Here is a 25212-nt window from a genome sequence, read left to right on the forward strand (position 1 = left end):
TGAGGTAGAGAGATTCCCTTCTACTCGACTAGCAGAATAAGGGAATTATCATTTAGGAAGAATAGTCCAGAGGTGGTAATAGTTCGTGAAAAGAATAGTCATAGTGTTTGTTGGATTACTCTTGGTAGTATGGAATGGAGTTCCCAAAAATGAATTGCTTGAAGAAACATTATATACAAGATACCATTCTTATCTCGACCAAACCTATTCGGATTTTATCCTGTGTCCCAAAATAGATAAAATCGAAAGAATAGAAGGTGATACTCGCAGACATATCGTTAATGCAGGTGCGTTAAATTACTGTAGAGTGACAATAAAGTTATTTAATTTTAAAACCTCAAACACGTATACCCCCGTCCTAAAATTAGGACGGGGGTAAAACAAAGTTGTTTAATTTTTGATAAAAAATACTTCACCAAACGAAAAAATAACAATAAAGTCGTTTAAAAATCTAAGTTTTATTCCATAATAGCGCTCTATAATGGAATAACTAAAACATAATCCAAATTTTAAAAATCAATTAATTCTTCTTTCACTAAAGCTACCCGTTAGATGTGTTGTTCAATTATATGACCCAATGAAAATAAGCGCTATCCTTTAAACATAATAAGTATTTGAGCTTTTTTCTCGTGAAACAAGAATAATCAAGAAGTATCAGGCACCATAATAGGCGTGCATTTTGAACCGATTCCTGCTACATTTTTTCAGAGGCACCCACATGACGTTTCTTAACAGGCTTAAGGATGGCAAATCCCATTAAACATAAAGAAATTAGCCCAATCACTCCAATCGTCCCTATTCCATTTTCAAACAAACCCTTATCAAAAAACAACAGATCCATAAAACTTTCTAAGCTAAAACGAAATGGAACCCATGTATAAAGATAGTCCCTAGTTACATTAGGTAGCAGCTCAGGTGCCATCGTTAAAATCGGTGTGGAAAAGAAGAACAATAAGATAATGAGCGGTGCAGCCGGATAGCCTATCCAGTTCAATAAAGTATTCTGAATAAAGAAGAAACAAAGGCCGATAAAGACCAACATGATAAACAATTCCCCTTCATTCGAAACGCTGACCTCCAACACCCTTATTGTTAGGAGAAAAATAACACCACTGATGAACACTACATATAGAACACCGGCAATAATTTGGCTCGCAAAACTCTTTAACGTCCAACTGCCTTCCGTTCCTTTTTTTAGGAGGGTAAACAAAATCATCGAACTGATAAAGGTTGCCATCCACAATATTTGAGTGAACAGAGCAGGTGTATTCCCATTCGCGCTGTTGGAACCAACCGGATTTATTTTTTCCGTTTCAACGCTAACTGGGTTAGAGATTATTTTTGCCATATCAAGCGAAATGGGTACCTTCATTTCAGCGATTTGTGTATATAATTGCGCTTCGATTTGTTGGTTGAATGTTATTAATACGCTATTGGCAATTTGTAATGCCAGGTTTGCCCCGCCGAGATTCATTCCTTCATTAATAATTATCGTTGTCGATGGTTTAGTTGGATTGATGGTTAATAGAGAGAATATATTCTTTGATAAGTCCCGGGGCAAAACAATGGCAGCGTACACTTCTTTCTCATTCATTGCTTCCAATGCTGCCACTTTTGTCTTCAGTATTTTCCACTTAACACTTGAAGTATCTCTTTTTTGAATTTCCTTAGCGAAAGTTGCGCCTAAATTGAAATTCTCCCCATTTGGTAGCTTAGCTCCCTCATCTTCCACTACTACCGCTATCGGAAGTTCTTTTGGAGTTGGATTTACCATAGAGCCCATGAAAGCGAAAGTAAATATACTAGCCACAAGAATGTTAATTCCTAAGCCTATCCAAAGCATTTTATTTTTGAAAAAACGTCCCATTTAATGTCCCCCTTTTTATTGACACTGTATTGAATATTTAATACAGTGTTGTATATTTAATACAGTGTTGTATATAATGCCATTATAGAAAATAACGTCAGCTATTCAATGAGCAAAATAAGTTGAGCTGTTAATTAAACGACAGACCTTTAGAAATTGTTGATTATTTTACATGAAACATTAAGGGAAGTGGAAAAATGGGGAAAAAGACGGACCTTCGAGTGCTGAGAACAAAAAAAATAATTAAAGAAGCATTCCTGACACTAATTCAGAAAAAAGGATTCGGTGCCATTACCATACAGGATATTGCTGATGAGGCTTTTATTAATAGAGCTACATTTTATTTGCATTACCAGGATAAATATGACTTACTCGACCAAGTTTGTGACACTTATTTAAAGGAGTTAATCACGAAAATCCATAACCCTTTTCACCTCAAAAATAAAGAGCTCGATGGAAAAAGGATTGAGTTAACATTAATAAGTGTCTTTGAAAATATTGAAAAGAACCTTGATTTTTACAAGATTATGTTTGGTCCAAATGGGATACCTAATTTCTCTCACGGAGTGGAAAAGCTTCTTTTTGATAAATTTAAAGCAAATTTTACCGCCTTCGTTGGAGATTTAAATACATTAGAGATACCTGCAGATTTTCTCATAAAATACATTAGTTCTGCGTATATCGGAGTTATAGAATGGTGGCTTAATACAGAAAATCGATATTCCCCAGAGTATATGGCGGAGAATCTGAAAAAAATCATAACCAAGGGGCCACTAAGTATGATTGGGTATAGAATCGTTTAAACAATGTAGGTTTGGTTCATTTGCCTGACAAAATAGAAAATGTAAAGGCACAACCACTTCCTAAAACGTCCCGATTGTTGAATAACATGACTGGCGTTTTTTAAACAACTTTATTATCTCAGTACAATTACGACGGGCATCATGGAGATGTTCCCTATGATAGAATTCATATCACATTGACTGACCCTCCTCAAAAGGGTGTTGAAATCAATAAAGTTACAATACAAAAAGGTATTTCTGAAAAGGAAAGTCTTAAACTATAGGGGTGCGTTTGTTCAACAGTGGGGGTTGCTGCTGCATTTAGCTAGAGGAGCGGTAAAGGTGGAAAAGGGATTATGTATCTAGTTGTCGAATTGTTTAATTTACATAATCAAGCTGTTCATTCAAAGTGCTTCGTTTGCGGTCCGAGTTGTTCATCTTAGTCGGAAACGACTAAAGTGAAAATTAAATAAATTGAAATGAAAGAAGTGAAGGTTTTGATTAAATATAAATGCCTCCATCATGTAAGTCTTACCGTCACAAATTTGAAAAGAGCAAAAGATTTCTATGGGAATACTTTATGTTTAAAAGAAATACCTCGTCCTGATTTTGATTTTGCGGGTGCCTGGTATGAAATAGAGGGAAAGCAAATCCACTTGATAGTCGATCCCTCTTCACAGACGATTCGGGAGGATAAAAGCATATCCAGTAGAGAAGGTCACTTTGCTCTTAGAGTCGAGAACTACTATGACACTCTTACATGGTTAAAACAAAATGAAGTTGAAATCATTGAAAAACCGTACGGAAAAAGTGGATTCGCTCAAATTTTCTGTGCAGATCCAGATGGTAATTTGATTGAACTAAATGTTGACCAGAAAGATTTATAAATAAAAAGATAAAAGGCTTCCAATACGGGAGGCTTTTCTTATTGAAGTAACGGGCAGCATTCCTGTAATGAAGAAATATTGGGTTTGAACATAAAAAAGCCCCTTGGTAAGATATGAGTGTCCCAAGCTTGGCGGCAAAAAGGACATAAACATACTACCAGGAGGCTATTTAAATGAATTATAACCAAAATAAAAAAATTGCTCAAATTACTTCTCAAACATTAATTATAGGTGTTGATATTGCTAAATACAAGCATGTGGCAAGAGCCCAAGACATTAGGGGTTTAGAATTCTCAGCACCCTTATACTTTGAAAATACTAAATCTAGCTTTAACGGTTTCATAGAGTGGGTTAAAAACTTAATGGACCAAAACAAAATGGAAAAAGTGATCGTAGGAATGGAGCCGACAGGTCATTATTGGCTTAATTTAGCCTACTTTCTTAAGGAAAATAATATCAAGTTTGTAGTCGTAAATCCTATGCATGTAAAGAAGAGTAAAGAGTTAGATGATACTTCTCCAACTAAAAATGATGTAAAGGATGCAAGAGTTATTGCACAGTTGGTCAAAGACGGGAGATATGCTGAACCTAATATACCACAAGGAGTTTACGCAGAACTTCGAGTGGCTCGAAAAATACGTGATCTCTTGATTGTTGATCTTCAAGCAGTTCAAGGGCAAATCCATAATTGGATAGACCGCTATTTTCCTGAATTCCTAACCGTTTTTAAAGATTGGGAAGGTAAGGCTGCAATACAATTATTAAAATTAAATTTATTGCCACATGAAATAGTGAATCTTTCGGAACAAGAGATGCTTGAACATCTTCGAAAAGCTGTTAAACGTGCAGTGGGACTCAGTAAAATAAAAGAACTAAAGCAGGTGGCAATGGTTTCTATTGGCATTCGTGAAGGTTCTGATATGGCTAAATTAGAGCTTCGCGCGTTAATAGACAAATATGAACTAATCATTAAAAAGTTCGAAGAACTTGAATCAAATATAGATAAACTTCTTGAACAGATTCCAGGTGTTGAACAAATGTTGGCGATTAAGGGAATAGGGAAAGACACAATTGCAGGGTTTTTCTCAGAGGTAGGAGATTTAACTTACTACTCACACCCAAGACAAATTATCAAATTAGCTGGGCTTAGTCTAAAGCCTCTGGAAAGCATAAAGGGCAAACCAAAATTACAAAGAGAGGAAGGAAGACCTTAAGAGCTCTCCTTTTTCGAGTAGCAATGCCTTTGGTGGCTAAAAATACTGCGTTTAAAGCCTTACATGAGTATTTTACAAAACGCCCAAATAACCCTTTGAAGAAGATGCAATCTCTAATCGCAATTTGTAATAAGCTCATACGGATTCTGTTCACGATCGGTAAAAAACAGTGTGAATTTAGTGAGGAACGTATGTTAAGGGACATTCCTCATATGGTGGCATTACAGAAAGCAGCAGCTTAATTTTCTTTTCATCGGGATTATTTAGTAGGTTAATTGTTATAAACTTTTGAAGCACGGATTAGTCAGTAAAACAACTAAAGTACGGGCAAAGACCCTGTCGGGCAGCATGACTGACATCCACCTCATGGAAAGGTTGGACGAAGGAATTTTGGAGCAAAGACTCTGTGAGAAATGGGAGGGTTGACCTCCATGAGAAATGTGGAGATCCACCAGTGCGACCATTCTTTACCTATATATCCACCTTTAGGATAAGGTTGGTTTGGTAACTATTAATTGTTTTTTCACTTTGCCCCCAAAATTATCCTTTAGTACACAACTCTTCCAATATTCAAATAAATTTTCAAACAGACTACTGCGTAATTCGGAGAAAACAAGAGAAATTGAGATATTCTCCTTTCTATATAGAGGGAGATTAGTGGAATAAGAAAAATTGATATTTTGGTAATTGAAATCTAAGGATATAAATTCCAGATGAATGAAGAATAATATAAAACCGTCACTGATAATAATGACGGCTTTATATTCAACAAAATCTAAAAAGATTTTATAATGTTACTGTTAGCTAAACGTAGTATGGGGAGATAATGTTGAAAGTAACTAAAATTTTATTATACGTTTTTGTATTGTTTAATATTTTAGGGTTACTTTATTGGATTGGTACAATCATTAAATAAAAATCGACTTTATGAGTTAATAGATATTCTTTCTTTATTTTATGGCATTAAGACGTTTTTTTCTCTTTTGTTTCGCTTCAGGTGCGATAGAGTAGATAAATTAAAATACTTATCGAGACTTAAGTGATATACATCTGTCCTGAAAATAATTAGTGAAAATGCACTTGTATAAAGAATAAGACTTATCAGGTTCATATTTCCAGAAAGGATAAAGTTAATGTGCATAAAGAGACAAGCAAGGATAGAAGGTATGGTAAATAAACCTGCTATGAGGAATATGCCAAGTATAATCTGGACTATTGGGATAACGTAGTTCAAAACCATCAAATGTTCTAAAGTTATATTTTCTATGAAAATTTTATAAAAGGTTGGGACATGCGGGAGTTGTAATGAATTTATTAGATAATCATTCAAAAATAAACCTGGTTCTTTAAACCATAACTTTTCGGTGATTTTGGTCACTCCTGCTAACAACCAACCTAATCCGAAAAGAACACGCATTAAAACAATAAGAGATGGAAACAATCTTATATCTTTCATTACTTTCATTTAAAAAGTCCTCCTTAGTTTCTTTTTCCCTCGAAAAAATTTTTACCTTAGGCAAACTTTTGACTAAAAAAATTCACTTAAGTTATTTAGGTATTTTCCTAATTAATCGTATGCAGTACTGAATAAAATGTTTCCTTCGCGAACAAAAGTTTACCGCAGGAAACAAATATTATGAATATATATTTATATAAGAACTATTGAAATAATGGTGAAATCACCCCACTTATTCGTATAACGGTTCAGGTTAAGTTGAATAATGAAATGATGAAATAAAGAAAAAGGAGGATGCTAAATGGTCATACATTCTAACATGTCACCAGAAGTAATTGTTGAAGTTTGGGAAGTTAAGGCAGATATTTTCAAAGAATATAAAATTCCACTTATAAAACAGACATTAGATATTCACTGGTTGAAGACAAACAAATTATTTCACTTCTTCAAGAATTAAATTCTGCTGTTGGAATTTCTATTGTAACTTGTATAGAAGGTGGTTGATAGATAACATGCAAAAAGGGGTAGGTTAGTTACTCCTTATAAAAATTCTTGTTCAAGTAACGGGGTGCTATTCTTCAAGAAGGAGAATAGCTCTTTTTTTATTGAACTCCCTCAGTAAGATGCGATTATCTCTCAAATACTCACTAATTCGCAGGATTTCAAATCACTTGAAATGACCATATGGGATTGATTGAATGAGATTTTGACATGAAGGCTGGATGAAGGCGTACTTAAATAAAGGATTCAGTAATAAATCCAATGATTTCCATATAATGCACGTATTCTCCACGCTACCCCTGGAGGTTTTCACTCCCATGTCTCAACGGGTCAATGCCCTCTCATTCCTTCGTTACACCTATCCAAGTGGTAGAGGCCGGTCTTTCTAACGGAACGGGTCTGAGCCCTTTTGCACAATAAATCCGGTACTCGTACTTTCTTTGAAATCCTACGAATAAGCCAATATTCGAAAGGTATTAAACTTAAAGTAATTATTTATTTATCAATTTAACATTAGGCAGCTATTGACATAATAGGTTGTACCTTCTCAGGATGATAGGAATCATTCTTTCTGGCCATTCCTACTAATACTCTTGCGAGTTTATGAATTAATTTCATAATTGATTTCATTTTCTTCATCTTTTTCACTTTAACATTGTTAGCGTGCAGCTCTTTAAAATCAGGGTTGTTCATGACAAGACTCATAGTCGCTAAATACAAGAAGCGCCGTAAACGAGATCTCCCACGTTTGGAGAGGACAATTTGACCTTTCCATTTACCTGAACTTGCCTCTGCAAGATGCAATCCAGCATGACGCAATAAAGAATTCCCGTGTGCAAATCCACTTAGATCTCCTGATTCTCCTAAAATGCCTGCAAGGGCAATTTCGCTAATCCCTTTAATGGCAAGTAACTTTCTTGCGAAAGGTATTCGTTTAAGGACTTCAGTGACTTCCTTTTCAACTCGCTCAAGTTGCGCGGTTGCTAGATCAAACTCTTCAATTAATTGTTCCAGATGGAGTTTATAAGCATCAAGTGCTTGTCGAGTTCCGACTGAATGCATAGCTAATTCAATTAATACTTGTGCTTTTCTTAACCCAGGTTGTCTCTTCATTTGGGTTTTCCAGCCTACAACGATATCTGGTGCTTTCATTGAACGTAGTTCAAGTGGTGTAGGGAATAAGCGTAGAGTTGCCATTGCCCCTTTGCCTTTAACATCTTTGAATACCTGCCGAAGTTCGGGGAAAACAATATCGACCCAACGGTTTATTTGATTGACAGCACTGACATATCGTTTAACCGTCATGTCACGGTTAGACATTAAAACTCTTAGTTTTTCAAAGGCCTCAGAAGTAGGACGAATAAAGGAATAGTAACCATTCTTGACCATATCAGCGATAACAAGAGCATCTTTTTTATCACTTTTAGATCGGCTATTATCACGGTTTTCCTTATTCTTTTTTACGAGGTGTGGGTTAACAGTTACTGCTTCAATATCTTGGTCATATAGCCATTTTGATAGGTTAACCCAGTAATGTCCTGTAGGTTCCATGCCGATAATAGTAGAGGCAAAACCTTTTAAGGTTTTTAACTGGTTAATCCATTGAAGTAATCTAGCAAAACCCTCTTCATTATTTTCAAATGTAAGAGGATCACCGACTATTATTCCACGGAAATTTACAGCTCTAGCTACGTGTAATTCTTGGGCGATATCCACACCAACCACAAGGTGTTTATCTGAAATTCTCTCAATTAGTTGATTTTGTTTGTCTTGCATCTTAAACTTCATATTAGGGTTCCTCCTTAAGGTTTTGAGTTAGAGTGGTGTCTATACTCATATCTTACTAAGGGACCTAATTTTTTTCAAAGTTGATAATTAGCTGTCTACAGGAATTCTAAAGGAGCAGCATTCCTGTAATGAAGGGAAATGGAGTTTGAACAAAAAAATAACCTCTTGGTAGAATGAGAGAGTCCTAAAGCCGGCACGCAAAAAGGACAAACTCAATTACCAGGAGGCCTATAAAATGAATTATAACCAAAATGAAAAGATTGCTCAAATTACTTCTCTGACTCTTATTATAGGTGTAGATATTGGGAAGTTCAAGCATGTGGCACGAGCACAGGACTTCCGAGGAATAGAATTTGGATCTCCTTGTTCTTTTGAGAATTCAAAGGAGGGATTTCAGATATTTCTGGAGTGGATCCTCAAAATAAAAGAAGAACAACACATGAATAAAGTGGTTGTTGGTATGGAACCTACGGGCCACTATTGGTTAAACCTAGCCCACATTCTAAAAGCAAACGATATAAAATTTGTGGCAGTAAACCCGTTACATGTAAAGAAAAGTAAGGAACTCGACGATAACTCACCGACTAAAAACGATGTGAAAGACGCTAAAGTTATCGCACAGCTGGTCAAGGACGGGAGATATGCTGAACCAACAATTCCACAAGGTGTTTATGCAGAACTCCGTGTGGCGAAAAAAATACGTGATCTCCTAACTGATGACCTTCAAACGGTACAAGGCCAGATTCACAACTGGCTAGACCGCTATTTTCCTGAGTTTTTAACTGTCTTTAAGAGTTGGGAAGGGAAAGCAGCCTTGCAGTTTTTAAGGCTAGGGGCCTTACCGCATGAACTGATCCGTTTCTCTGATCAATACTTATTGGATCATTTATGGAAAGCAGTTAGTCGCAGTGTAGGACTAAACAAAATACAAGAGTTAAAAAAAGCAGCTAAAGAGTCCATCGGACTTTGTCAAGGTTCTGGTATGGCCAAATTAGAACTGGCCACTCTGCTTGATAAATATGACTTGATACAAGAGAAGTTCGAAGAACTGGATCAGAAGATAGATAACTTGATTGAACATATCCCAGGTGTCCAGCAAATGTTAGCCATCAAGGGAGTGGGAAGAGATACTGTTGCCGGCTTCTTTGCAGAAGTGGGAGATCTACAAGAGTATTCGCACCCTAGACAAATCATAAAGTTAGCTGGATTAAGCTTGAAAGAGAACACTTCTGGTAAGCATAAAGGGCGAACAAAGATCACAAAAAGGGGAAGAAAGAAGCTAAGGGCTCTCCTCTTCAGGGTATGTATGATTATGGTCGCGAAGAACTCGGCCTTTAAAGCTCTGCATGCCTATTACACGCAGCGTCCGGACAATCCTCTAAAGAAAATGCAGTCTCTGATTGCCTTGTGTAATAAACTAATACGCATACTCTTTGCGATTGGAAAGAAACAATTTGAGTTTAGTGAAGAGAGAATGTTAAAGGATATCCCTCATATGAGAGCAAAAATAGAAGTTGAAAAAGCAGCTTAATTCAGTAGGAAAAGTAGAGTAGAAAAGGATTTTTAGTGTTATAAGTCTCGTACATTTGAAGCACGGATTAGTCAGCAAAGCAACTAAACTTCGGGCAAGGACCCTGTGGGGCAGCATGACTGACATCCACCTCGTGGAAAGGTTGGACGAAGGAATTTGAGAGCAAAGACTCTGTGAGGCATGGGAGGGTTGACCTCCATGAGATATGTGGAGATCCACCAGTGCGATCATATTTTAACTCATCCACCATTTATTGTAAGTGTGTGGCTAGTGAGCGATCAGTCTTTTCGCTTCAATGGCCCAAATTTATCCTTAAAAGATAAATCCAACCACGACGGCGAGAGTGTAACATCAAAATAACATTTTATAAAATACTGAGAATACTGGAGAAAACACGAGTTTTCACTTTGTTTATTGAGGGAGTTTAGTTGAAGAAGCTAAGCTTCATATGAATGAAGTTAATGTTATAATTCTCCATATACCCTATCCATTGGAGGAAGTGACCGTATGTTTTTAGAAGAAGAGGTTTACGGAATGTTGAATTGGGGATTTGGTAGTGTAATGTTAGTTCAATTACTTTTTGTAATTCGTCTTTGGATGAGACAAAAATTTGATACAGGTTCTTTTATTTATGTTTTAATTCATATTATCTTATTCTCCTTTGCGGGATATAACTTGCTCATTGCAATAAATACCTTTGATTATGAAACAGGTATGGATTCAGAAGAAGCTTCAGTGAGTATAGCGATTGCAGGAATATTGTGGGCATTAAGCGTCTTCTTTTTATTAAAAGGTGGCTCTCGTCTTGTTAAGACTAAAAAATAGATTCTTGTTGAACTAACGAGCAGGATAGCGAAAAATGATTTATATTAAAATAGATATTTTTAATAAAGTAGAGGGAGAGAGCTTTTATGTTTTCTAATGAAGAAAGAGATTCTATTTATAAAGTTATTTATAACAGGAGAGATATTCGAAGTTTTTTGTCAACTCCTATCCCCGAAAACACGATACATAAAATATTAAACGCAGCCCATCATGCACCTTCAGTGGGATTTATGCAACCTTGGAACTTTATTTTAATTTCCTCTGACGAAGTTAAAGAAAAATTAGCTTGGGCGGCAGAAAAAGAAAGACAAGCATTAGCTATCCATTATGATGGGGAAAAAGAAATGAAATTTCTTGATTTAAAAATTGAGGGTTTAAAAGAAGCTCCTATAACTATTTGTGTAACATGCGACCCTACAAGAGGAGGCTCCCATGTATTAGGACGAAATTCAATTCCAGAAACAGATATTTTATCAACAGCCTGTGCTATTCAAAATATGTGGTTAGCATCTTGTGCTGAAGGATTGGCGATGGGATGGGTAAGTTTTTATAAAAAGAATGATATTCGAGATATTTTAGAAATACCACCACATATTGACCCTATTGCTCTTATATCTATTGGTTATACTAATGACTACCCAGAAAAACCTATTTTGGAATTAGCTAATTGGGAAAAAAGACGTTCTTTAGAACATCTTATTTTCGAAAATAAATGGGGAAGAAACTAAAGGTTTATTAGAGTAACGGGGTGCATTACTGGAACAACGGTAATGCTTTTTCTTATTGAAGTAACGGGCAGCATTCCTGTAATGAAGAAATATTGGGTTTGAACATAAAAAAGCCCCTTGGTAAGATATGAGTGTCCCAAGCTTGGCGGCAAAAAGGACATAAACATACTACCAGGAGGCTATTTAAATGAATTATAACCAAAATAAAAAAATTGCTCAAATTACTTCTCAAACATTAATAATAAGTGTTGATATTGCTAAATACAAGCATGTGGAAAGAGCCCAAGACTTTAGGGGTTTAGAATTCTCAGCACCCTTATACTTTGAAAATACTAAATCTAGCTTTAACGGTTTCATAGAGTGGGTTAAAAACTTAATGGACCAAAACAAAATGGAAAAAGTGATCGTAGGAATGGAGCCGACAGGTCATTATTGGCTTAATTTAGCCCACTTTCTTAAGGAAAATAATATCAAGTTTGTAGTCGTAAATCCTATGCATGTAAAGAAGAGTAAAGAGTTAGATGATAATTCTCCAACTAAAAATGATGTAAAGGATGCAAGAGTTATTGCACAGTTGGTCAAAGACGGGAGATATGCTGAACCTAATATACCACAAGGAGTTTACGCAGAACTTCGAGTGGCTCGAAAAATACGTGATCTCTTGTTTGTTGATCTTCAAGCAGTTCAAGGGCAGATCCATAATTGGATAGACCGCTATTTTCCTGAATTCCTAACCGTTTTTAAAGATTGGGAAGGTAAGGCTGCAATACAATTATTAAAATTAAATTTATTGCCACATGAAATAGTGAATCTTTCGGAACAAGAGATGCTTGAACATCTTCGAAAAGCTGTTAAACGTGCAGTGGGACTCAGTAAAATAAAAGAACTAAAGCAGGTGGCAATGGTTTCTATTGGCATTCGTGAAGGTTCTGATATGGCTAAATTAGAGCTTCGCGCGTTAATAGACAAATATGAACTAATCATTAAAAAGTTCGAAGAACTTGAATCAAATATAGATAAACTTCTTGAACAGATTCCAGGTGTTGAACAAATGTTGGCGATTAAAGGAATAGGGAAAGATACTGTTGCAGGCTTTTTTTCAGAGGTAGAAGACCTAAGTTACTATTCCCACCCGAGACAGATTATTAAATTAGCTGGGCTTAGTCTAAAGGAAAATACATCAGGTAAGCACAAAGGACAAACCAAAATTACCAAGAGAGGAAGGAAGACTTTAAGAGCTCTCCTCTTCCGTGTTGCAATGCCTTTGGTGGCTAAGAATACCGCTTTTAAAGCTTTACATGAGTATTTTACAAAACGCCCAAATAATCCATTGAAAAAGATGCAATCGCTGATTGCAATATGTAACAAGCTTATAAGAATTCTGTTTACCATCGGTAAAAAGCAATGTGAATTTAGTGAAGAACGTATGTTAAGGGACATTCCTCATATGGCGGTATTACAGAAAGTAGCTTAAATTTCTTTTGATTGAAATTATAGTAGAGTGATTGTTTTAAACATTTGAAGCACGGATTAGTCAGTAAATCAACTAAACTACGGGCAAGGACCCTGTCGGGCAGCATGACTGACATCCACCTCATGGAAAGGTTGGACGAAGGAATTTTGGAGCAAAGACTCTGTGAGATATGGGAGGGTTGACCCCCATGAGAAATGTGGAGATCCACCAGCGCAACCATACTTTTACTTGTTATCCATCTTTTGGGTAAGGATTGTTTGGTAGCCATTAGTTGTTTTTTACATTGCATCCAAAATTATCCTCGAATACACCTTTATTCCAGGCTGCAAATAAATAATAAATCAGACTACTACGTAATTTGGAGAAAACAAGAGAAATCGAGAGATTTCCCTTTCTATATAGAGGGAGGTTTGTTGAACATGAAACATTTTCCGTTTTTTGTTTAATACAACTTCAAATATATACATTAGAAAAAATTTAGATGGTAGATGTTGAAGATTTCAAGTATAATCAAGTTTGAAGATTAAATTGTAAGCAAACTAGGTGCCCGTGTGAAATCATGGGGTAACAGGGAATCGGGTGAAAATCCTGAGCGGTCCCGCCACTGTAATTGAGGAGCTCTCTATCATTATGTCACTCAACTATGTAGTTGGGGAAGACGATAGAGCGTGATGATTCAAAAGCCAGGAGACCTACCTAGGTTGAAACACCAAAACAGCCTTCGCGGAAAGGAGAGGTGTACGAAGATGAAATGACAATTGTATTCTGCCAGTTTGTCGTCTATTTGCACGTACCCATAAATCCTCAATCTGTCAAAGGTTGAGGATTTTTTATGTTGTAACTGTTTATAAAAGGGAGGAATTTTTAAATGGAAACTGTATCACTGTTTTTACTTGTTTTTGTATTGGGGCTTCGACATGGGTTGGATGCGGATCATCTTGCCTTTATTGATGGACAAACCCGTTATAATTGGCGAATGGGCAGTTCGTTTGCACGTTGGGTGGGAACATTATTTTCATTGGGTCACGGAGGAATGGTAGCTGTGATAGCCGGTATTTTAGGAATGGTGATAGAGAATTTTTCATTCCCAGCTTATTTTGATAATATTGCATCATGGGTTTCGATTATTTCTTTATTCCTTATTGGAACCTTAAATACGTATAATCTGTTACGCACTAGAAACAATCATGAGGAGTTTCAATTGAGCGGGCTAAAGGGGAAGTTTATTCCAAAAATTGCGAAGGGTACAACAAATCCTTTTCTTATTATTTTAGTAGGGGCTTTGTTTGCCATGGCTGCCGAGACGGTAAGTCAAACTGCTGTATGGTCATTGGCGGCAGGAAATGCAGATGAATATACCCCTTTATTTTTAGGTCTAGTTTTTATGTTTGGCATGATGATTACAGATACAATTGATTCGTTGATTGTCTATAAAATGGTAAATGAGTCCAGTAAAATCGGTCAAGCTGCGTCAAGAATAATGGGTTGGGTGATTGTCGTCTTGGCATACGGGGTTTCCTTCTATCTGGCATTTACTTTCTTTAACCCTTGGGCAGAACTAGATTTCGAAATCGTAGGAGTCATTCTTTTCCTTTTCTTAGTCGCTTCATTTATCTTTATAAGCTTTTACTCTAAGAGACAAAATCATGAAATAAATACTACGAATTAACTAAAAAAGCGTGACAATTTTATAGTGTCAGAGCTCTTTTTTTCATATTATTATACACGTCCCTGATTTCGCATTTATGTTGACAATGAATCTTCAATCTTCTTCAGGTTTTATATTTGCAACAAGTGCTTCTGTGTCCCGTTTGCATACAAAATTTATGTTCACTTCGGTAATATGGAAATAATAACATTGTGAACTTATTCGCTTAAAGTAACGGGTGCAAGAGTTGAACAACGGGGATTGCTGCGGCGATCCATTTGCTTATTCGACTAACGAAGCGGGTTAATTTAAGAAAATAGACCAAGGGATTTATTGGCTCTATGGGTTATGAAGGTCCACAATTTCTAAAATCTCATAAAAATTCTATGCCCATCTTGGCTTACTGTATAACTTGAAGACCCCTATGGTGAATCACCCCAAAAAAAAAGCATCCGATTATTCGGATGCATACTTAATTATTCCATGTAAGTAAACTGAGTATTCTCTCTGTACATATTCTCTTAATTTAATTTTTTTTTCTGTTTCTAATACTCTAACCAATTCTTGAATCTTTTTTTCATTTTCTTTAGTAGTAGGAATCTCTAATGAAAACAAATTACCTCGACTACTATTTAGTAATTTTTTTAATAACTCAACTTTATTCATTGGATAATCCCCTTTATATACTATATTCGACATAAAGGCGATTTTTTCCTTGGAACATCTTATATAGTTTCATGTTTTACCTACTTTCCACTAAAAAAATTACAGGTACTATGACAGGAATGGGGTAGCTTTTTCATTAGCTTTTTTATAACTACCTTCTACCAATCTAATCATATCACGACCTGATATCTTTTCTGTTTCATGATAACCTTCTTCATCACGCAAACTCAAGTACCAGCTGCTATCGTTATCTTCATTTAACCTATATAACTTATTGGTAAAAACATTTGTATAAAAATCTCCATTTCTTAGCCTCATACTATCCCCCTCTCAAATGTATATAAACTGTATTATGCCCAAGATAATGACCTGGAGCCATTAGACATATACAGTCCAAAAATCCTGGATATACAGGGAAAGAAGTGAAAATCAGCGGTAGAGACAGAGCATGGATAGTTGTATAAACGGAATTTTTCCTTATTCAGCTCCCTCAGTAAGATGCGATTATCTCTCAAATACTCACTAATTCGCAGGATTTCAAATCACTTGAAATGACCATATGGGATTGATTGAATGAGATTTTAACATGAAGGCTGGATGAAGGCGTACTTAAATAAAGGATTCAGTAATAAATCCAATGATTTCCATATAATGTACGTATTCTCCACGCTACCCCTGGAGGTTTTCACTCCCATGTCTCAACGGGTCAATGCCCTCTCATTCCTTCGTTACACCTATCCAAGTGGTAGAGGCCGGTCTTTCTAACGGAACGGGTCTGAGCCCTTTTGCACAATAAATCAGGTACTCGTACTTTCTTTGAAATCCTACGAATAAGCCAATATTCGAAAGGTATTAAACTTAAAGTAATTATTTATTTATCAATTTAACATTAGGCAGCTATTGACATAATAGGTTGTACCTTCTCAGGACGATAGGAATCATTCTTTCTGGCCATTCCTACTAATACTCTTGCGAGTTTATGAATTAATTTCATAATTGATTTCATTTTCTTCATCTTTTTCACTTTAACATTGTTAGCGTGCAGCTCTTTAAAATCAGGGGTGTTCATGACAAGACTCATAGTCGCTAAATACAAGAAGCGCCGTAAACGAGATCTCCCACGTTTGGAGAGGACAATTTGACCTTTCCATTTACCTGAACTTGCCTCTGCAAGATGCAATCCAGCATGACGCAATAAAGAATTCCCGTGTGCAAATCCACTTAGATCTCCTGATTCTCCTAAAATGCCCGCAAGGGCAATTTCGCTAATCCCTTTAATGGCAAGTAACTTTCTTGCGAAAGGTATTCGTTTAAGGACTTTAGTGACTTCCTTTTCAACTCGCTCAAGTTGCGCGGTTGCTAGATCAAACTCTTCAATCAATTGTTCCAGATGGAGTTTATAAGCATCAAGTGCTTGTCGAGTTCCGACTGAATGCATAGCTAATTCAATTAATACTTGTGCTTTTCTTAACCCAGGTTGTCTCTTCATTTGGGTTTTCCAGCCTACAACGATATCTGGTGCTTTCATTGAACGTAGTTCAAGTGGTGTAGGGAATAAGCGTAGAGTTGCCATTGCCCCTTTGCCTTTAACATCTTTGAATACCTGCCGAAGTTCGGGGAAAACAATATCGACCCAACGGTTTATTTGATTGACAGCACTGACATATCGTTTAACCGTCATGTCACGGTTAGACATTAAAACTCTTAGTTTTTCAAAGGCCTCTGAAGTAGGACGAATAAAGGAATAGTAACCATTCTTGACCATATCAGCGATAACAAGAGCATCTTTTTTATCACTTTTAGATCGGCTATTATCACGGTTTTCCTTATTCTTTTTTACGAGGTGGGGGTTAACAGTTACTGCTTCAATATCTTGGTCATATAGCCATTTTGATAGGTTAACCCAGTAATGTCCTGTAGGTTCCATGCCGATTATAGTAGAGGCAAAACCTTTTAAGGTTTTTAACTGGTTAATCCATTGTAGTAATCTAGCAAAACCCTCTTCATTATTTTCAAATGTAAGAGGATCACCGACTATTATTCCACGGAAATTTACAGCTCTAGCTACGTGTAATTCTTGGGCGATATCCACACCAACCACAAGGTGTTTATCTGAAATTCTCTCAATTAGTTGATTTTGTTTGTCTTGCATCTTAAACTTCATATTAGGGTTCCTCCTTAAGGTTTTGAGTTAGAGTGGTGTCTATACTCATATCTTACTGAGGGACCTAATTTTTTTCAAAGTTGATAAATAGCTGTCTACAGGAATTCTAACGGGTGCTAGAGTTTAAGAAGGGGACTGCTGCGGCAATGGCACTCCCTTTTTTTCGTATTGTACTGACGAAGCAGTTGTGCGGCCGAGCATAGGTCGTATCATATAACGGGTGGGATTCCCGTCGAGCAAGAACTAGCCATTCACTCGTAGCAAAGTCTTGGAGGGCTAAAGGTAACTTTAGTCTTTAAGCGTAGACAGTTAGGTAATGGGCCGAAAGCCATATGGTTGAAGGGATTGAGCCCCATAATGTTAGTAAATCGAGAGGGCTGATGTTTTAACTGCGACAGAAAGCAACATTTCATTATTCGTAATGGCAAGAAGAATGGAACCTCTCTGGGGTCAGAGACCTTGGCACGTTACACATTGATATGATACGGCAACTCGGGAGACCCTATCGGTCTTTTCTTGTTAGAAGAGTATGGTGTACAAGCGATACAAAGTAAGGAAACCAAATGCCGATTAGGGAGTCGGATAGCAGCGTAGTACCAATGAAGTTGGGTAATGCCGATGGAGGAAAGGCTAGCTACCAGTTATCACCCTTACTAGAGACACATTTACTACACACAGAGGTAGGGATAATAATAAATGGAAACAAAACTACTAAGGATAGCAGAATTAGCAAAATCTGATCCTAAAATGAAATTTACATCTCTTGCACATTTATTAAATGAGCAATCACTAGGTCAATGTCATCATGAGTTACCTAACAGAAAGGCAACAGGGGTTAAGGGTACAACTAAAGAACAATACAGTGAAAATCTAAATAAAGTAAAAGCTATCGTCCTGTTCCAGTAAGGAGAATGTATATTCCAAAGCTCAATTCAAACAAGAAAAGACCATTGGGAATACCGGAACACGAAGATAAAATTGTTCAAAGAAGTATTACGAAAATACTAAATACCATCTATGAAAATGATTTTCTAGACTGCTCATTTGGATTCCGTCCAAATCGTAATTGCCATGATGCCTTGAAAATACTGAACCATTATATTGAAAAGAGGTCAGTAAATTATGTAGTAGATGTAGATATTAAAGGATTCTTTGATAACGTTGACCACACATGGATGATGGAGTTCTTAAAACTGCGAATCTCTGACCCTAATTTACTAAGAATTATTGGTAGGTTTCTTAAAGGTGGATATATGGAGGAAGGTAAGAAACACAAAACAGATTATGGTACACCGCAAGGTGGAGTGATTTCTCCAGTATTAGCCAATGTATACCTCCATTATGTTCTCGACCTTTGGTTCGAGAAAAGGGTTAGAAAACAGTGCAAAGGACAAGCATACATAGTGAGATATGCAGATGATTGTGTGCCACGAAAGCAAGGAAAGTGTGCCTAACGGCACCCCCAATAAGCTATGCTGCACTTGAGATGAGAGTAGGCCTCTCGCAATCGCTATACAGGTAGAGATTGCAAACCACCCTAAGGTGCTGTAGTCAAAAGCTATGGTATTGAGCGTTAGGGAAAAGGCAGAGCAAGACTCTGTCAGGTACGTATTAAGGAGACGAAAACCACTGAACCGCTGAAGAAGTATCGAAAGCGTAAGGATGTCATCAAAACTGAGGGGGAGTCGTTAACTCAGGATAAGTTCGGAGGAAACCTGTTTACTGTCCGTTCGGTGACCGGTATAAAGGCGGCGTGAACTTAATATAGGCTTGGGTGTGGAACGTGGGAACCTACGACATGGATGCTAAGGGAGAGATTTCAAGTGGGAGCCCCACAAGAATCAGAGTACCAATGCCATGTATAGGGGCGGAATAACTCGTAGTAGCTATGAAACCTTCTAACGGAGATGGAGCAAAGGGGTTATGTTATTCAGTTTTATTAACAGGTCAACCATTAAATTGGGAGGAACTTATGAATAAGACAAAGCCGTACAATATATCCAAAAAGGCAGTTTATGAAGCCTTTCTTAGAGTTAAAGCAAACAAGGGGTCAGCTGGAATTGATCATGAGTCAATAGAGGAATTTGAAGTGAACCTAAAGGATAATCTCTACAAACTGTGGAACAGAATGTCCTCAGGTAGTTACTTTCCACCAGCAGTTAAAGCTGTAGAGATTCCAAAGAAAGCTGGTGGCACTAGGACATTAGGAATTCCAACTGTTACAGATAGAATTGCACAAATGGTTGTGAAACTGTATTTTGAACCCTCAGTGGAACCTTTCTTTCATGAGGACTCTTATGGTTATAGACCAAATAAAAGTCCCATCCAAGCATTGGAAATAACTCGTAAAAGATGTTGGAGATACAATTGGGTTCTGGAATTTGATATTAAGGGCTTATTCGACAACATTGATCATGGGTTATTAATGAAAGCAGTGGAAAAACACACAAGTATTAAATGGGTGAAGCTATACATTGAAAGATGGCTAAAGGCACCTTTTCAAACAAAAGAAGGAGTAAAAGAACGTACTTCTGGCACACCGCAAGGTGGAGTCATAAGTCCAGTTCTTGCGAACCTATTTCTACACTACACATTTGATAAATGGATGACAATTAACCATCCTAATAATCCATTTGCGAGATATGCAGATGATGCTGTCATTCACTGCAAGTCAGAAGCTGAGGCAATAAGACTGCTTGAATCATTAAGCATTAGGATGAACGAATGTAAACTTGAACTACATCCAACTAAAACAAGAATTGTATATTGTAAAGATGCAGTTAGGAAAGAATATCACGAAAATATTTCGTTTGATTTTCTAGGATATACGTTCAGGCCAAGACGTTCTAAGAATAGATGGGGAAAGCATTTTATTAACTTTACACCAGCGATTAGTAACAAATCTAAGAAATCAATTCGGCAAAAAGTAAGGGATTGGAAGCTACAGTTAAAAGCTGATAAGGACCTTACTGACCTATCAAATATGTTTAACTCAAAGATAATAGGCTGGATAAATTTCTATGGGAAATTCTACAAATCAGAAATGTACCCAACATTAAGGCACATCAACAAAGCCTTAATAATGTGGGCAAGAAAGAAATACAAAAGGTTAGCTCGTCACAAGAAAAGAGCAGAACATTTCTTAGGTAGAATTGCAAATCAGAATCCCAAGTTATTTAAACATTGGGAAATAGGTATTAAACCTACGGCTGAATAATGGGAGCCGGATGAGCTGAGAGGTTCACGTCCGGTTCTGAGAGGGGCTACTGGGGAGGTTCCAGTGGTCTACTTGCCTTGTTTGTTGTTTTCAATCTAAAAGTGAAGCTGAACAATTCTTCGAATCATTAAAATTGAGATTAAAGAAATTTAACTTAGAAATAGCTGAGGATAAAACTAAAATTATTCCCTTTGGAAGGTTTGCGGAGAAAGATGCAAAACAAAAGGGAAACAGTAAACCAGCAACCTTTGATTTCCTAGGTTTTACACACTATTGTGGGAAAAGTAAACAAGGTAATTTCCGAGTGAAACGGAAGTCAAGCAGGAAGAAAGTCCAAGGCAAACTCAAAGAATCTAAGGAATGGTTGAAGATTAATAGAAATAAAGATATTCATATAATTATGGATAGATTTAGACGCTCTCTTATAGGTTATTACAATTATTATTGCATCACAGATAATACCCAAAGTGTAAACAAATTCAGAGACAAAATCGGATACTTACTGTTTAAATGGCTCAATAGAAGAAGTCAAAGGAAATCATTTACTTGGGATAAATTCAGACTCTTTCTTAATAAATCCCCATTACCTTACGCAAGAATTAAGGTTAACATATATGACTTAAGAAAAGAGATTAGCTACATTATGTGAATGGTAACTAGGAGGAGCCGTGTGCGTTAATTGCGCAAGCACGGTTCTGTGAGGGGGGAGGAATACAATCTACCGTGAGGTAGAGAGATTCCCTTCTACTCGACTAGTTTAATAAGAAGAACATGTCTAATTAGTATTTGACCAAAACTGTTTGGCAAGAGGGAGCTATTTTCAAATAAACATAAGATAATACGTAATAAAAAATGTAGTTGTTGAACTAACGGGAGCAAGAGTGGAAGAAAGGGTTGCTGCGGCACCCCTTTTTCTTGTTCCGCTAATGGGCAGTATAGTGGAAGAAGGAATATAGTTAAACTGCTGTGAAACACTAAAAAATCATATTTCATAAGTTCCTAAGTAGGTGTTTATGATGTCTTTTTCAGAACTTTATACAAACCTTGTTGTTTCTCCTTTGTATATTATTGTTTTAGTTATGAGTATCGGGTATTTAGTTTTCAACATGAAAGAAAAAGGCTTCTTTTCTACTGTGTATAAGATTTATTCATTATTTATTATAGTTAATTATTTTATTGCACTTTATTTTCGTTTTTTTCACTAACGGGCGTATTCCTTTAACAAGGGATGCTTAATTTTTATTCCAGCACAGGTTCAGGATAACACAAAAAGTATCAAAGGAATAATTTCACTAGTTCTGTTTGATTTGAATTTGAATATTATTAAAGATACGTAATTACATTCTTTCCAGCGATCATAACAAGCGATTAAATAACGGGGGAAAAATTTATATGGATAATGTATTAAAAGTATCATCAAAATCAAATCCGAATTCAGTTGCAGGTGCAATTGCAGGCGTATTAAGTGAAAGAGGAAATATAGAAATTCAAGTGATTGGAGCTGGTGCTTTAAATCAAGCGATTAAAGCGATTGCGATTGCAAGAGGATTTGTAGCTCCTAGCGGTGTTAATCTGGTTTTTGTTCCTGCATTTACTGATGTTTTAATCAACAATGAAAATAGAACAGCAATCAAATTAATTGTAGGTCCTAGAAAAAAAAGATAGATTTTCGTTGAGAAGATCAATAAAAGAATTATTTAACAAACATTCCCCTAATGTTATATTAGATTGTTGTGCTATCGGGTGCTTTACTTTAACAGGAGTAAAGCCTTTTTCTTATTCAAGTAACGGTCAGTTTAGTGTAAGAAGGAGTAAAAATAAAGTATTTAAGATAAACGAACCCCTAATCAATATTTTTTATAAGTAAAATAATAAAGCTCTCCTAAATAGTAAGGAGAGCTTGTATTATTTCAGTAATCGCATCTTGATTATTTAGTTAAATCGTTCCTATCCTGCATTTGAGGTGGTTCTTCAAGCCAACCATTTTTCGCCATAAGTTTTCCACCCTCCTGCCCATAAGTTAATATGTCTTTTGCTTCACTAATCATTTTTAATGGGAGGTCACTTCGTAAACTAAATGCTGTTCCTAATGCATTGCTTCCTAAACCAAAGCTACAAAACAGGCTGGTACAGTACATCATCAGTTTATCTGAAAAAGGAGATACTTTTGAGTCTGTTGCATTTGCCCCCCATGTTGAAGGTGGTTGAATATCACTTTGAAGAAATAATTGCGTATTATCAGTCACAATTTTTTTAGCTAATTCTTTTCCTTTTATGAAGTATTTTTTTACTTCGGGTTCATTTGCCACTTGTGCGAACCCCGTTATCAGCTGCATGCCAATAATATTTGATTCAATTGCGTGATATAAATGTGCTACTTCAACTGTATTCAATGCACGTTTTTCAGAAAACAAGTTAAAACCACTCATATAATTCGTTCCCTCTACAAACTCCACAGACTTTGGCATAGTTACAGCAGGAGGACGTGGTAAAACATCTTTGTCTTGCAAATAGTCCACACATTCATCGTAACCACTTTGGGTAAACTCAGTTAATTTTTTATAAAGAAGAATAATATCTTTGCGATATGACATATTTAGATGAAGTGTATGTAATCCCATGCTTATTTCTTGAAGAAGACGAAGAAACATAATATCAAACATGTTGTCATACAGCTTGGGTACGCCAGTATTAACATCTTGCTCTGTGAATCCGACAGGAATAACAGCACCTTCATTTTCAAAGATAGCTTTTATATCTTCAATATAGTTAGTAATTTTCATATGAGTATTTTGCATAATTTCTTTAGCTTGATTGTCATCTGCTTGTTCTATAAAATATTCAAGCATTCTTTGTATCATTGTTTTTTCTTGATAGGTCATCCACAATGTTCCTAATTCACTTGAACTTAAAGCCTGTTTTTGAGTCATCATATAATCCTCCATTTTTCATATTTACTTACAAATAATAAGCACTTTCATTAAACTTTAAATCGAATTAACAGACACTTTATAAAATTCCCAACCAATAATCCTGGGATTAAAGACAAAATTGGAAGCCACACAGGTCCAATTAAAATTTGTCCTAATTTAAATGAAGGAGAGTAAATAAGCCCAATTGTTACAAAATAAGCTCCAAATACAAAAGGAAGATATGAATAAGGGGGAGTTTCTCCTTTGGCATCTTTATAAGCATCCCACATAGCAAACATATATAGACAGGGGTAGAACATTAGCCATTGGTAATTTGTTGCTTCGATTGCTCCCCTAATGTTTCCTTGAAAGCTATATAAAATCACCATGTTAAAATGACTATTAACATTAACAAGGAACTCTAAAAAAATTAAAACTATTCCTTTCAAAAATTTTCTGTTTAATAACTGAGCAAAGCCTGGGAGAGCTATACTCCATAGAATAGCTTCTAACTTATCAGTCATAATCATATTATCCTTATAATTTGTAATAGTTTTAGTATTTCTCACGGGAGATAAACTATGCAGTAGAGGAAGTTATGTGTCTTTCCTTATTCAATTAACGGGTGCAAGAGTGAAATAAAGCAACGCATTCGAGATGCGCTGCTTTATTTATTTTTAAAAATACTTCATATATAATTGCTGCCTGATGCTTCCGCTTAACTGGGCATATATCCGGGTGGTTTCACTTTTTTCATGACCTAATAGGCTTTGAATAACATCTAGAGGTGCTCCATTATTTAATAAGTGGGTTGCATAGCTGTGCCTTAGTTGGTGTGGATGAATGTCTTTGTTAATGCTGGCGCGGTTTGAAATCAGCTTAATAATGTATCGCATTTGGGCAATGCTCATTCGATGAGGATCCCGTTCCGTGACAAAAATATCAGTGTCCCTGTCTTCACGATTATCTAGGTATCGTTTTAACCAAATTTCGCAGCGGATATTGAAATAGACTTCCCGTTCCTTATCACCTTTACCTCTGATAATAGCGGATCGGTTCGACCAATTAATTCTACCTCTATCTAATGAAACAATTTCTCCTATTCGGCATCCAGTGGAGAACATCAATTCAAACAGAGCATTTTCCATTGGGGAACAACATGCTTCTCGTAAATGTTCTATTTCCATTTCGGTCAAATATTTAGGAATTCGTTTCCCGGTCTTAGGTTCTTTTATTTTAGCTGCTGGGTTTTTGGGAATATGCCCTTCTTCATGAGACCATCGAAATAATGATTTCATAAAACGAATTCTATGAGCCAAACTTGCAGGCTTAAGGCTTTCACTTGATTTTGCTAAATAAGCTTTTAATTGATCCGTAGTGATCGTATCAAGTTTAACATCATTAAAAAAGCGAATAAGTAAGCTGGACTGTAGTTTATATGCTTTTAATGTTTGCGGGGAAAAGCCTTCAATGCGTTTATCAGATTCATACTTTTCCCATGCCTGAGATAATAACAAGTTCATCTCTCCCCAAAAAATTCTTTTTTCAGGAA

Annotated in this window: 22 protein-coding genes, 1 pseudogene and 1 riboswitch; of the genes and pseudogenes, 14 read left to right on the top strand and 9 right to left on the bottom strand. The window is 36.2% G+C overall.

What is annotated here, in order from left to right:
* Nucleotides 1-694: 694 nt before the first annotated feature.
* Nucleotides 695-1867 carry an ABC transporter permease gene (locus R4Z09_RS11715; protein ID WP_338452484.1) on the bottom strand — a complete coding sequence of 391 codons (1173 nt, stop codon included), beginning with the start codon at nt 1865-1867 and terminating at the stop codon, nt 695-697.
* 197 nt (nt 1868-2064) lie between these two features.
* Between R4Z09_RS11715 and R4Z09_RS11720 the strand changes: the two genes are divergently transcribed.
* The 3 genes and pseudogenes from R4Z09_RS11720 (at nt 2065) to R4Z09_RS11730 (ending at nt 4992) form a co-directional block, all read left to right on the top strand.
* Nucleotides 2065-2670, top strand: a complete 606-nt coding sequence (locus tag R4Z09_RS11720) for a TetR/AcrR family transcriptional regulator (RefSeq protein WP_338452485.1) — start codon at nt 2065-2067, stop codon at nt 2668-2670.
* Nucleotides 2671-3146: 476 nt separating this feature from the next.
* Nucleotides 3147-3536, top strand: a complete 390-nt coding sequence (locus R4Z09_RS11725) for a VOC family protein (protein WP_338452486.1) — start codon at nt 3147-3149, stop codon at nt 3534-3536.
* Nucleotides 3537-3709: 173 nt separating this feature from the next.
* Nucleotides 3710-4992 (top strand): annotated as a pseudogene (locus tag R4Z09_RS11730) (IS110 family transposase).
* Between the two features lie 713 nt (nt 4993-5705).
* Here R4Z09_RS11730 and R4Z09_RS11735 read toward each other — a convergent pair.
* Nucleotides 5706-6215, bottom strand: coding sequence for a hypothetical protein (locus R4Z09_RS11735; RefSeq protein WP_338452487.1), 510 nt, complete (start codon nt 6213-6215; stop codon nt 5706-5708).
* Nucleotides 6216-6507: 292 nt separating this feature from the next.
* On the opposite strand from R4Z09_RS11735, the gene R4Z09_RS11740 reads away from it, so the two are divergent.
* Nucleotides 6508-6663: a hypothetical protein gene (locus tag R4Z09_RS11740; RefSeq protein ID WP_338452488.1), complete on the top strand. Its 156-nt coding sequence runs from the start codon at nt 6508-6510 to the stop codon at nt 6661-6663.
* Nucleotides 6664-7220: 557 nt separating this feature from the next.
* Here the strand turns inward: R4Z09_RS11740 and R4Z09_RS11745 are convergent.
* Entirely contained in the window at nt 7221-8495 is a 1275-nt protein-coding gene (locus tag R4Z09_RS11745) for an IS110 family transposase (protein ID WP_338452480.1), read from the bottom strand.
* A 235-nt stretch (nt 8496-8730) separates the two neighbouring features.
* Between R4Z09_RS11745 and R4Z09_RS11750 the strand changes: the two genes are divergently transcribed.
* From R4Z09_RS11750 to R4Z09_RS11770, 5 genes are all read left to right on the top strand, one after another.
* Nucleotides 8731-10026, top strand: a complete 1296-nt coding sequence (locus R4Z09_RS11750; RefSeq protein ID WP_338452489.1) for an IS110 family transposase — start codon at nt 8731-8733, stop codon at nt 10024-10026.
* A 507-nt stretch (nt 10027-10533) separates the two neighbouring features.
* Entirely contained in the window at nt 10534-10851 is a 318-nt protein-coding gene (locus R4Z09_RS11755) for a hypothetical protein (protein ID WP_338452490.1), read from the top strand.
* Nucleotides 10852-10937: 86 nt separating this feature from the next.
* Nucleotides 10938-11579 (top strand): 5,6-dimethylbenzimidazole synthase, encoded by a 642-nt coding sequence (bluB, locus tag R4Z09_RS11760; RefSeq protein WP_338452491.1) that lies wholly within the window; start codon nt 10938-10940, stop codon nt 11577-11579.
* A 187-nt stretch (nt 11580-11766) separates the two neighbouring features.
* A complete protein-coding gene (locus R4Z09_RS11765; RefSeq protein WP_338452492.1) occupies nt 11767-13053 on the top strand; it encodes an IS110 family transposase in 1287 nt (428 codons plus the stop codon).
* Between the two features lie 524 nt (nt 13054-13577).
* A riboswitch (cobalamin riboswitch) is annotated at nt 13578-13767 on the top strand.
* 154 nt (nt 13768-13921) lie between these two features.
* Nucleotides 13922-14722 (top strand): sodium:proton antiporter, encoded by an 801-nt coding sequence (locus tag R4Z09_RS11770; protein ID WP_338452493.1) that lies wholly within the window; start codon nt 13922-13924, stop codon nt 14720-14722.
* A gap of 435 nt (nt 14723-15157) precedes the next feature.
* Here R4Z09_RS11770 and R4Z09_RS11775 read toward each other — a convergent pair whose 3' ends face one another.
* The 3 genes from R4Z09_RS11775 to R4Z09_RS11785 form a co-directional block, all read right to left on the bottom strand.
* Nucleotides 15158-15367 carry a hypothetical protein gene (locus R4Z09_RS11775; protein ID WP_338452494.1) on the bottom strand — a complete coding sequence of 70 codons (210 nt, stop codon included), beginning with the start codon at nt 15365-15367 and terminating at the stop codon, nt 15158-15160.
* Nucleotides 15368-15475: 108 nt separating this feature from the next.
* Nucleotides 15476-15685: a hypothetical protein gene (locus tag R4Z09_RS11780; protein ID WP_338452495.1), complete on the bottom strand. Its 210-nt coding sequence runs from the start codon at nt 15683-15685 to the stop codon at nt 15476-15478.
* Nucleotides 15686-16256: 571 nt separating this feature from the next.
* Nucleotides 16257-17531 (bottom strand): IS110 family transposase, encoded by a 1275-nt coding sequence (locus R4Z09_RS11785; RefSeq protein ID WP_338452496.1) that lies wholly within the window; start codon nt 17529-17531, stop codon nt 16257-16259.
* Between the two features lie 696 nt (nt 17532-18227).
* On the opposite strand from R4Z09_RS11785, the gene R4Z09_RS11790 reads away from it, so the two are divergent.
* The 5 genes from R4Z09_RS11790 (at nt 18228) to R4Z09_RS11810 (ending at nt 22413) form a co-directional block, all read left to right on the top strand.
* A complete protein-coding gene (locus R4Z09_RS11790; protein WP_338452497.1) occupies nt 18228-18437 on the top strand; it encodes a hypothetical protein in 210 nt (69 codons plus the stop codon).
* Nucleotides 18438-18442: 5 nt separating this feature from the next.
* A complete protein-coding gene (locus tag R4Z09_RS11795; RefSeq protein ID WP_338452498.1) occupies nt 18443-18985 on the top strand; it encodes a reverse transcriptase domain-containing protein in 543 nt (180 codons plus the stop codon).
* Nucleotides 18986-19503: 518 nt separating this feature from the next.
* On the top strand, nt 19504-20748 hold the full coding sequence (gene ltrA / locus R4Z09_RS11800; RefSeq protein WP_338447887.1) for a group II intron reverse transcriptase/maturase: 1245 nt from the start codon (nt 19504-19506) through the stop codon (nt 20746-20748).
* 304 nt (nt 20749-21052) lie between these two features.
* Nucleotides 21053-21397, top strand: a complete 345-nt coding sequence (locus R4Z09_RS11805; RefSeq protein WP_338453256.1) for a group II intron maturase-specific domain-containing protein — start codon at nt 21053-21055, stop codon at nt 21395-21397.
* 743 nt (nt 21398-22140) lie between these two features.
* Entirely contained in the window at nt 22141-22413 is a 273-nt protein-coding gene (locus tag R4Z09_RS11810; RefSeq protein WP_338452499.1) for a stage V sporulation protein S, read from the top strand.
* A 263-nt stretch (nt 22414-22676) separates the two neighbouring features.
* Here the strand turns inward: R4Z09_RS11810 and R4Z09_RS11815 are convergent, their stop codons facing one another.
* The 3 genes from R4Z09_RS11815 to R4Z09_RS11825 form a co-directional block, all read right to left on the bottom strand.
* Nucleotides 22677-23678, bottom strand: coding sequence for a DUF3231 family protein (locus R4Z09_RS11815; RefSeq protein ID WP_338453257.1), 1002 nt, complete (start codon nt 23676-23678; stop codon nt 22677-22679).
* A 50-nt stretch (nt 23679-23728) separates the two neighbouring features.
* Nucleotides 23729-24184 carry a hypothetical protein gene (locus tag R4Z09_RS11820; RefSeq protein ID WP_338452500.1) on the bottom strand — a complete coding sequence of 152 codons (456 nt, stop codon included), beginning with the start codon at nt 24182-24184 and terminating at the stop codon, nt 23729-23731.
* Nucleotides 24185-24337: 153 nt separating this feature from the next.
* Complete coding sequence (locus tag R4Z09_RS11825; RefSeq protein ID WP_338452501.1) at nt 24338-25177, bottom strand: tyrosine-type recombinase/integrase; 840 nt, start codon at nt 25175-25177, stop codon at nt 24338-24340.
* Between the last annotated feature and the right edge of the window lie 35 nt (nt 25178-25212).

It is taken from the genome of Niallia oryzisoli (genome assembly GCF_036670025.1).
GTDB classification, from domain to species: Bacteria; Bacillota; Bacilli; order Bacillales; family Cytobacillaceae; genus Bacillus_BD; species Bacillus_BD oryzisoli.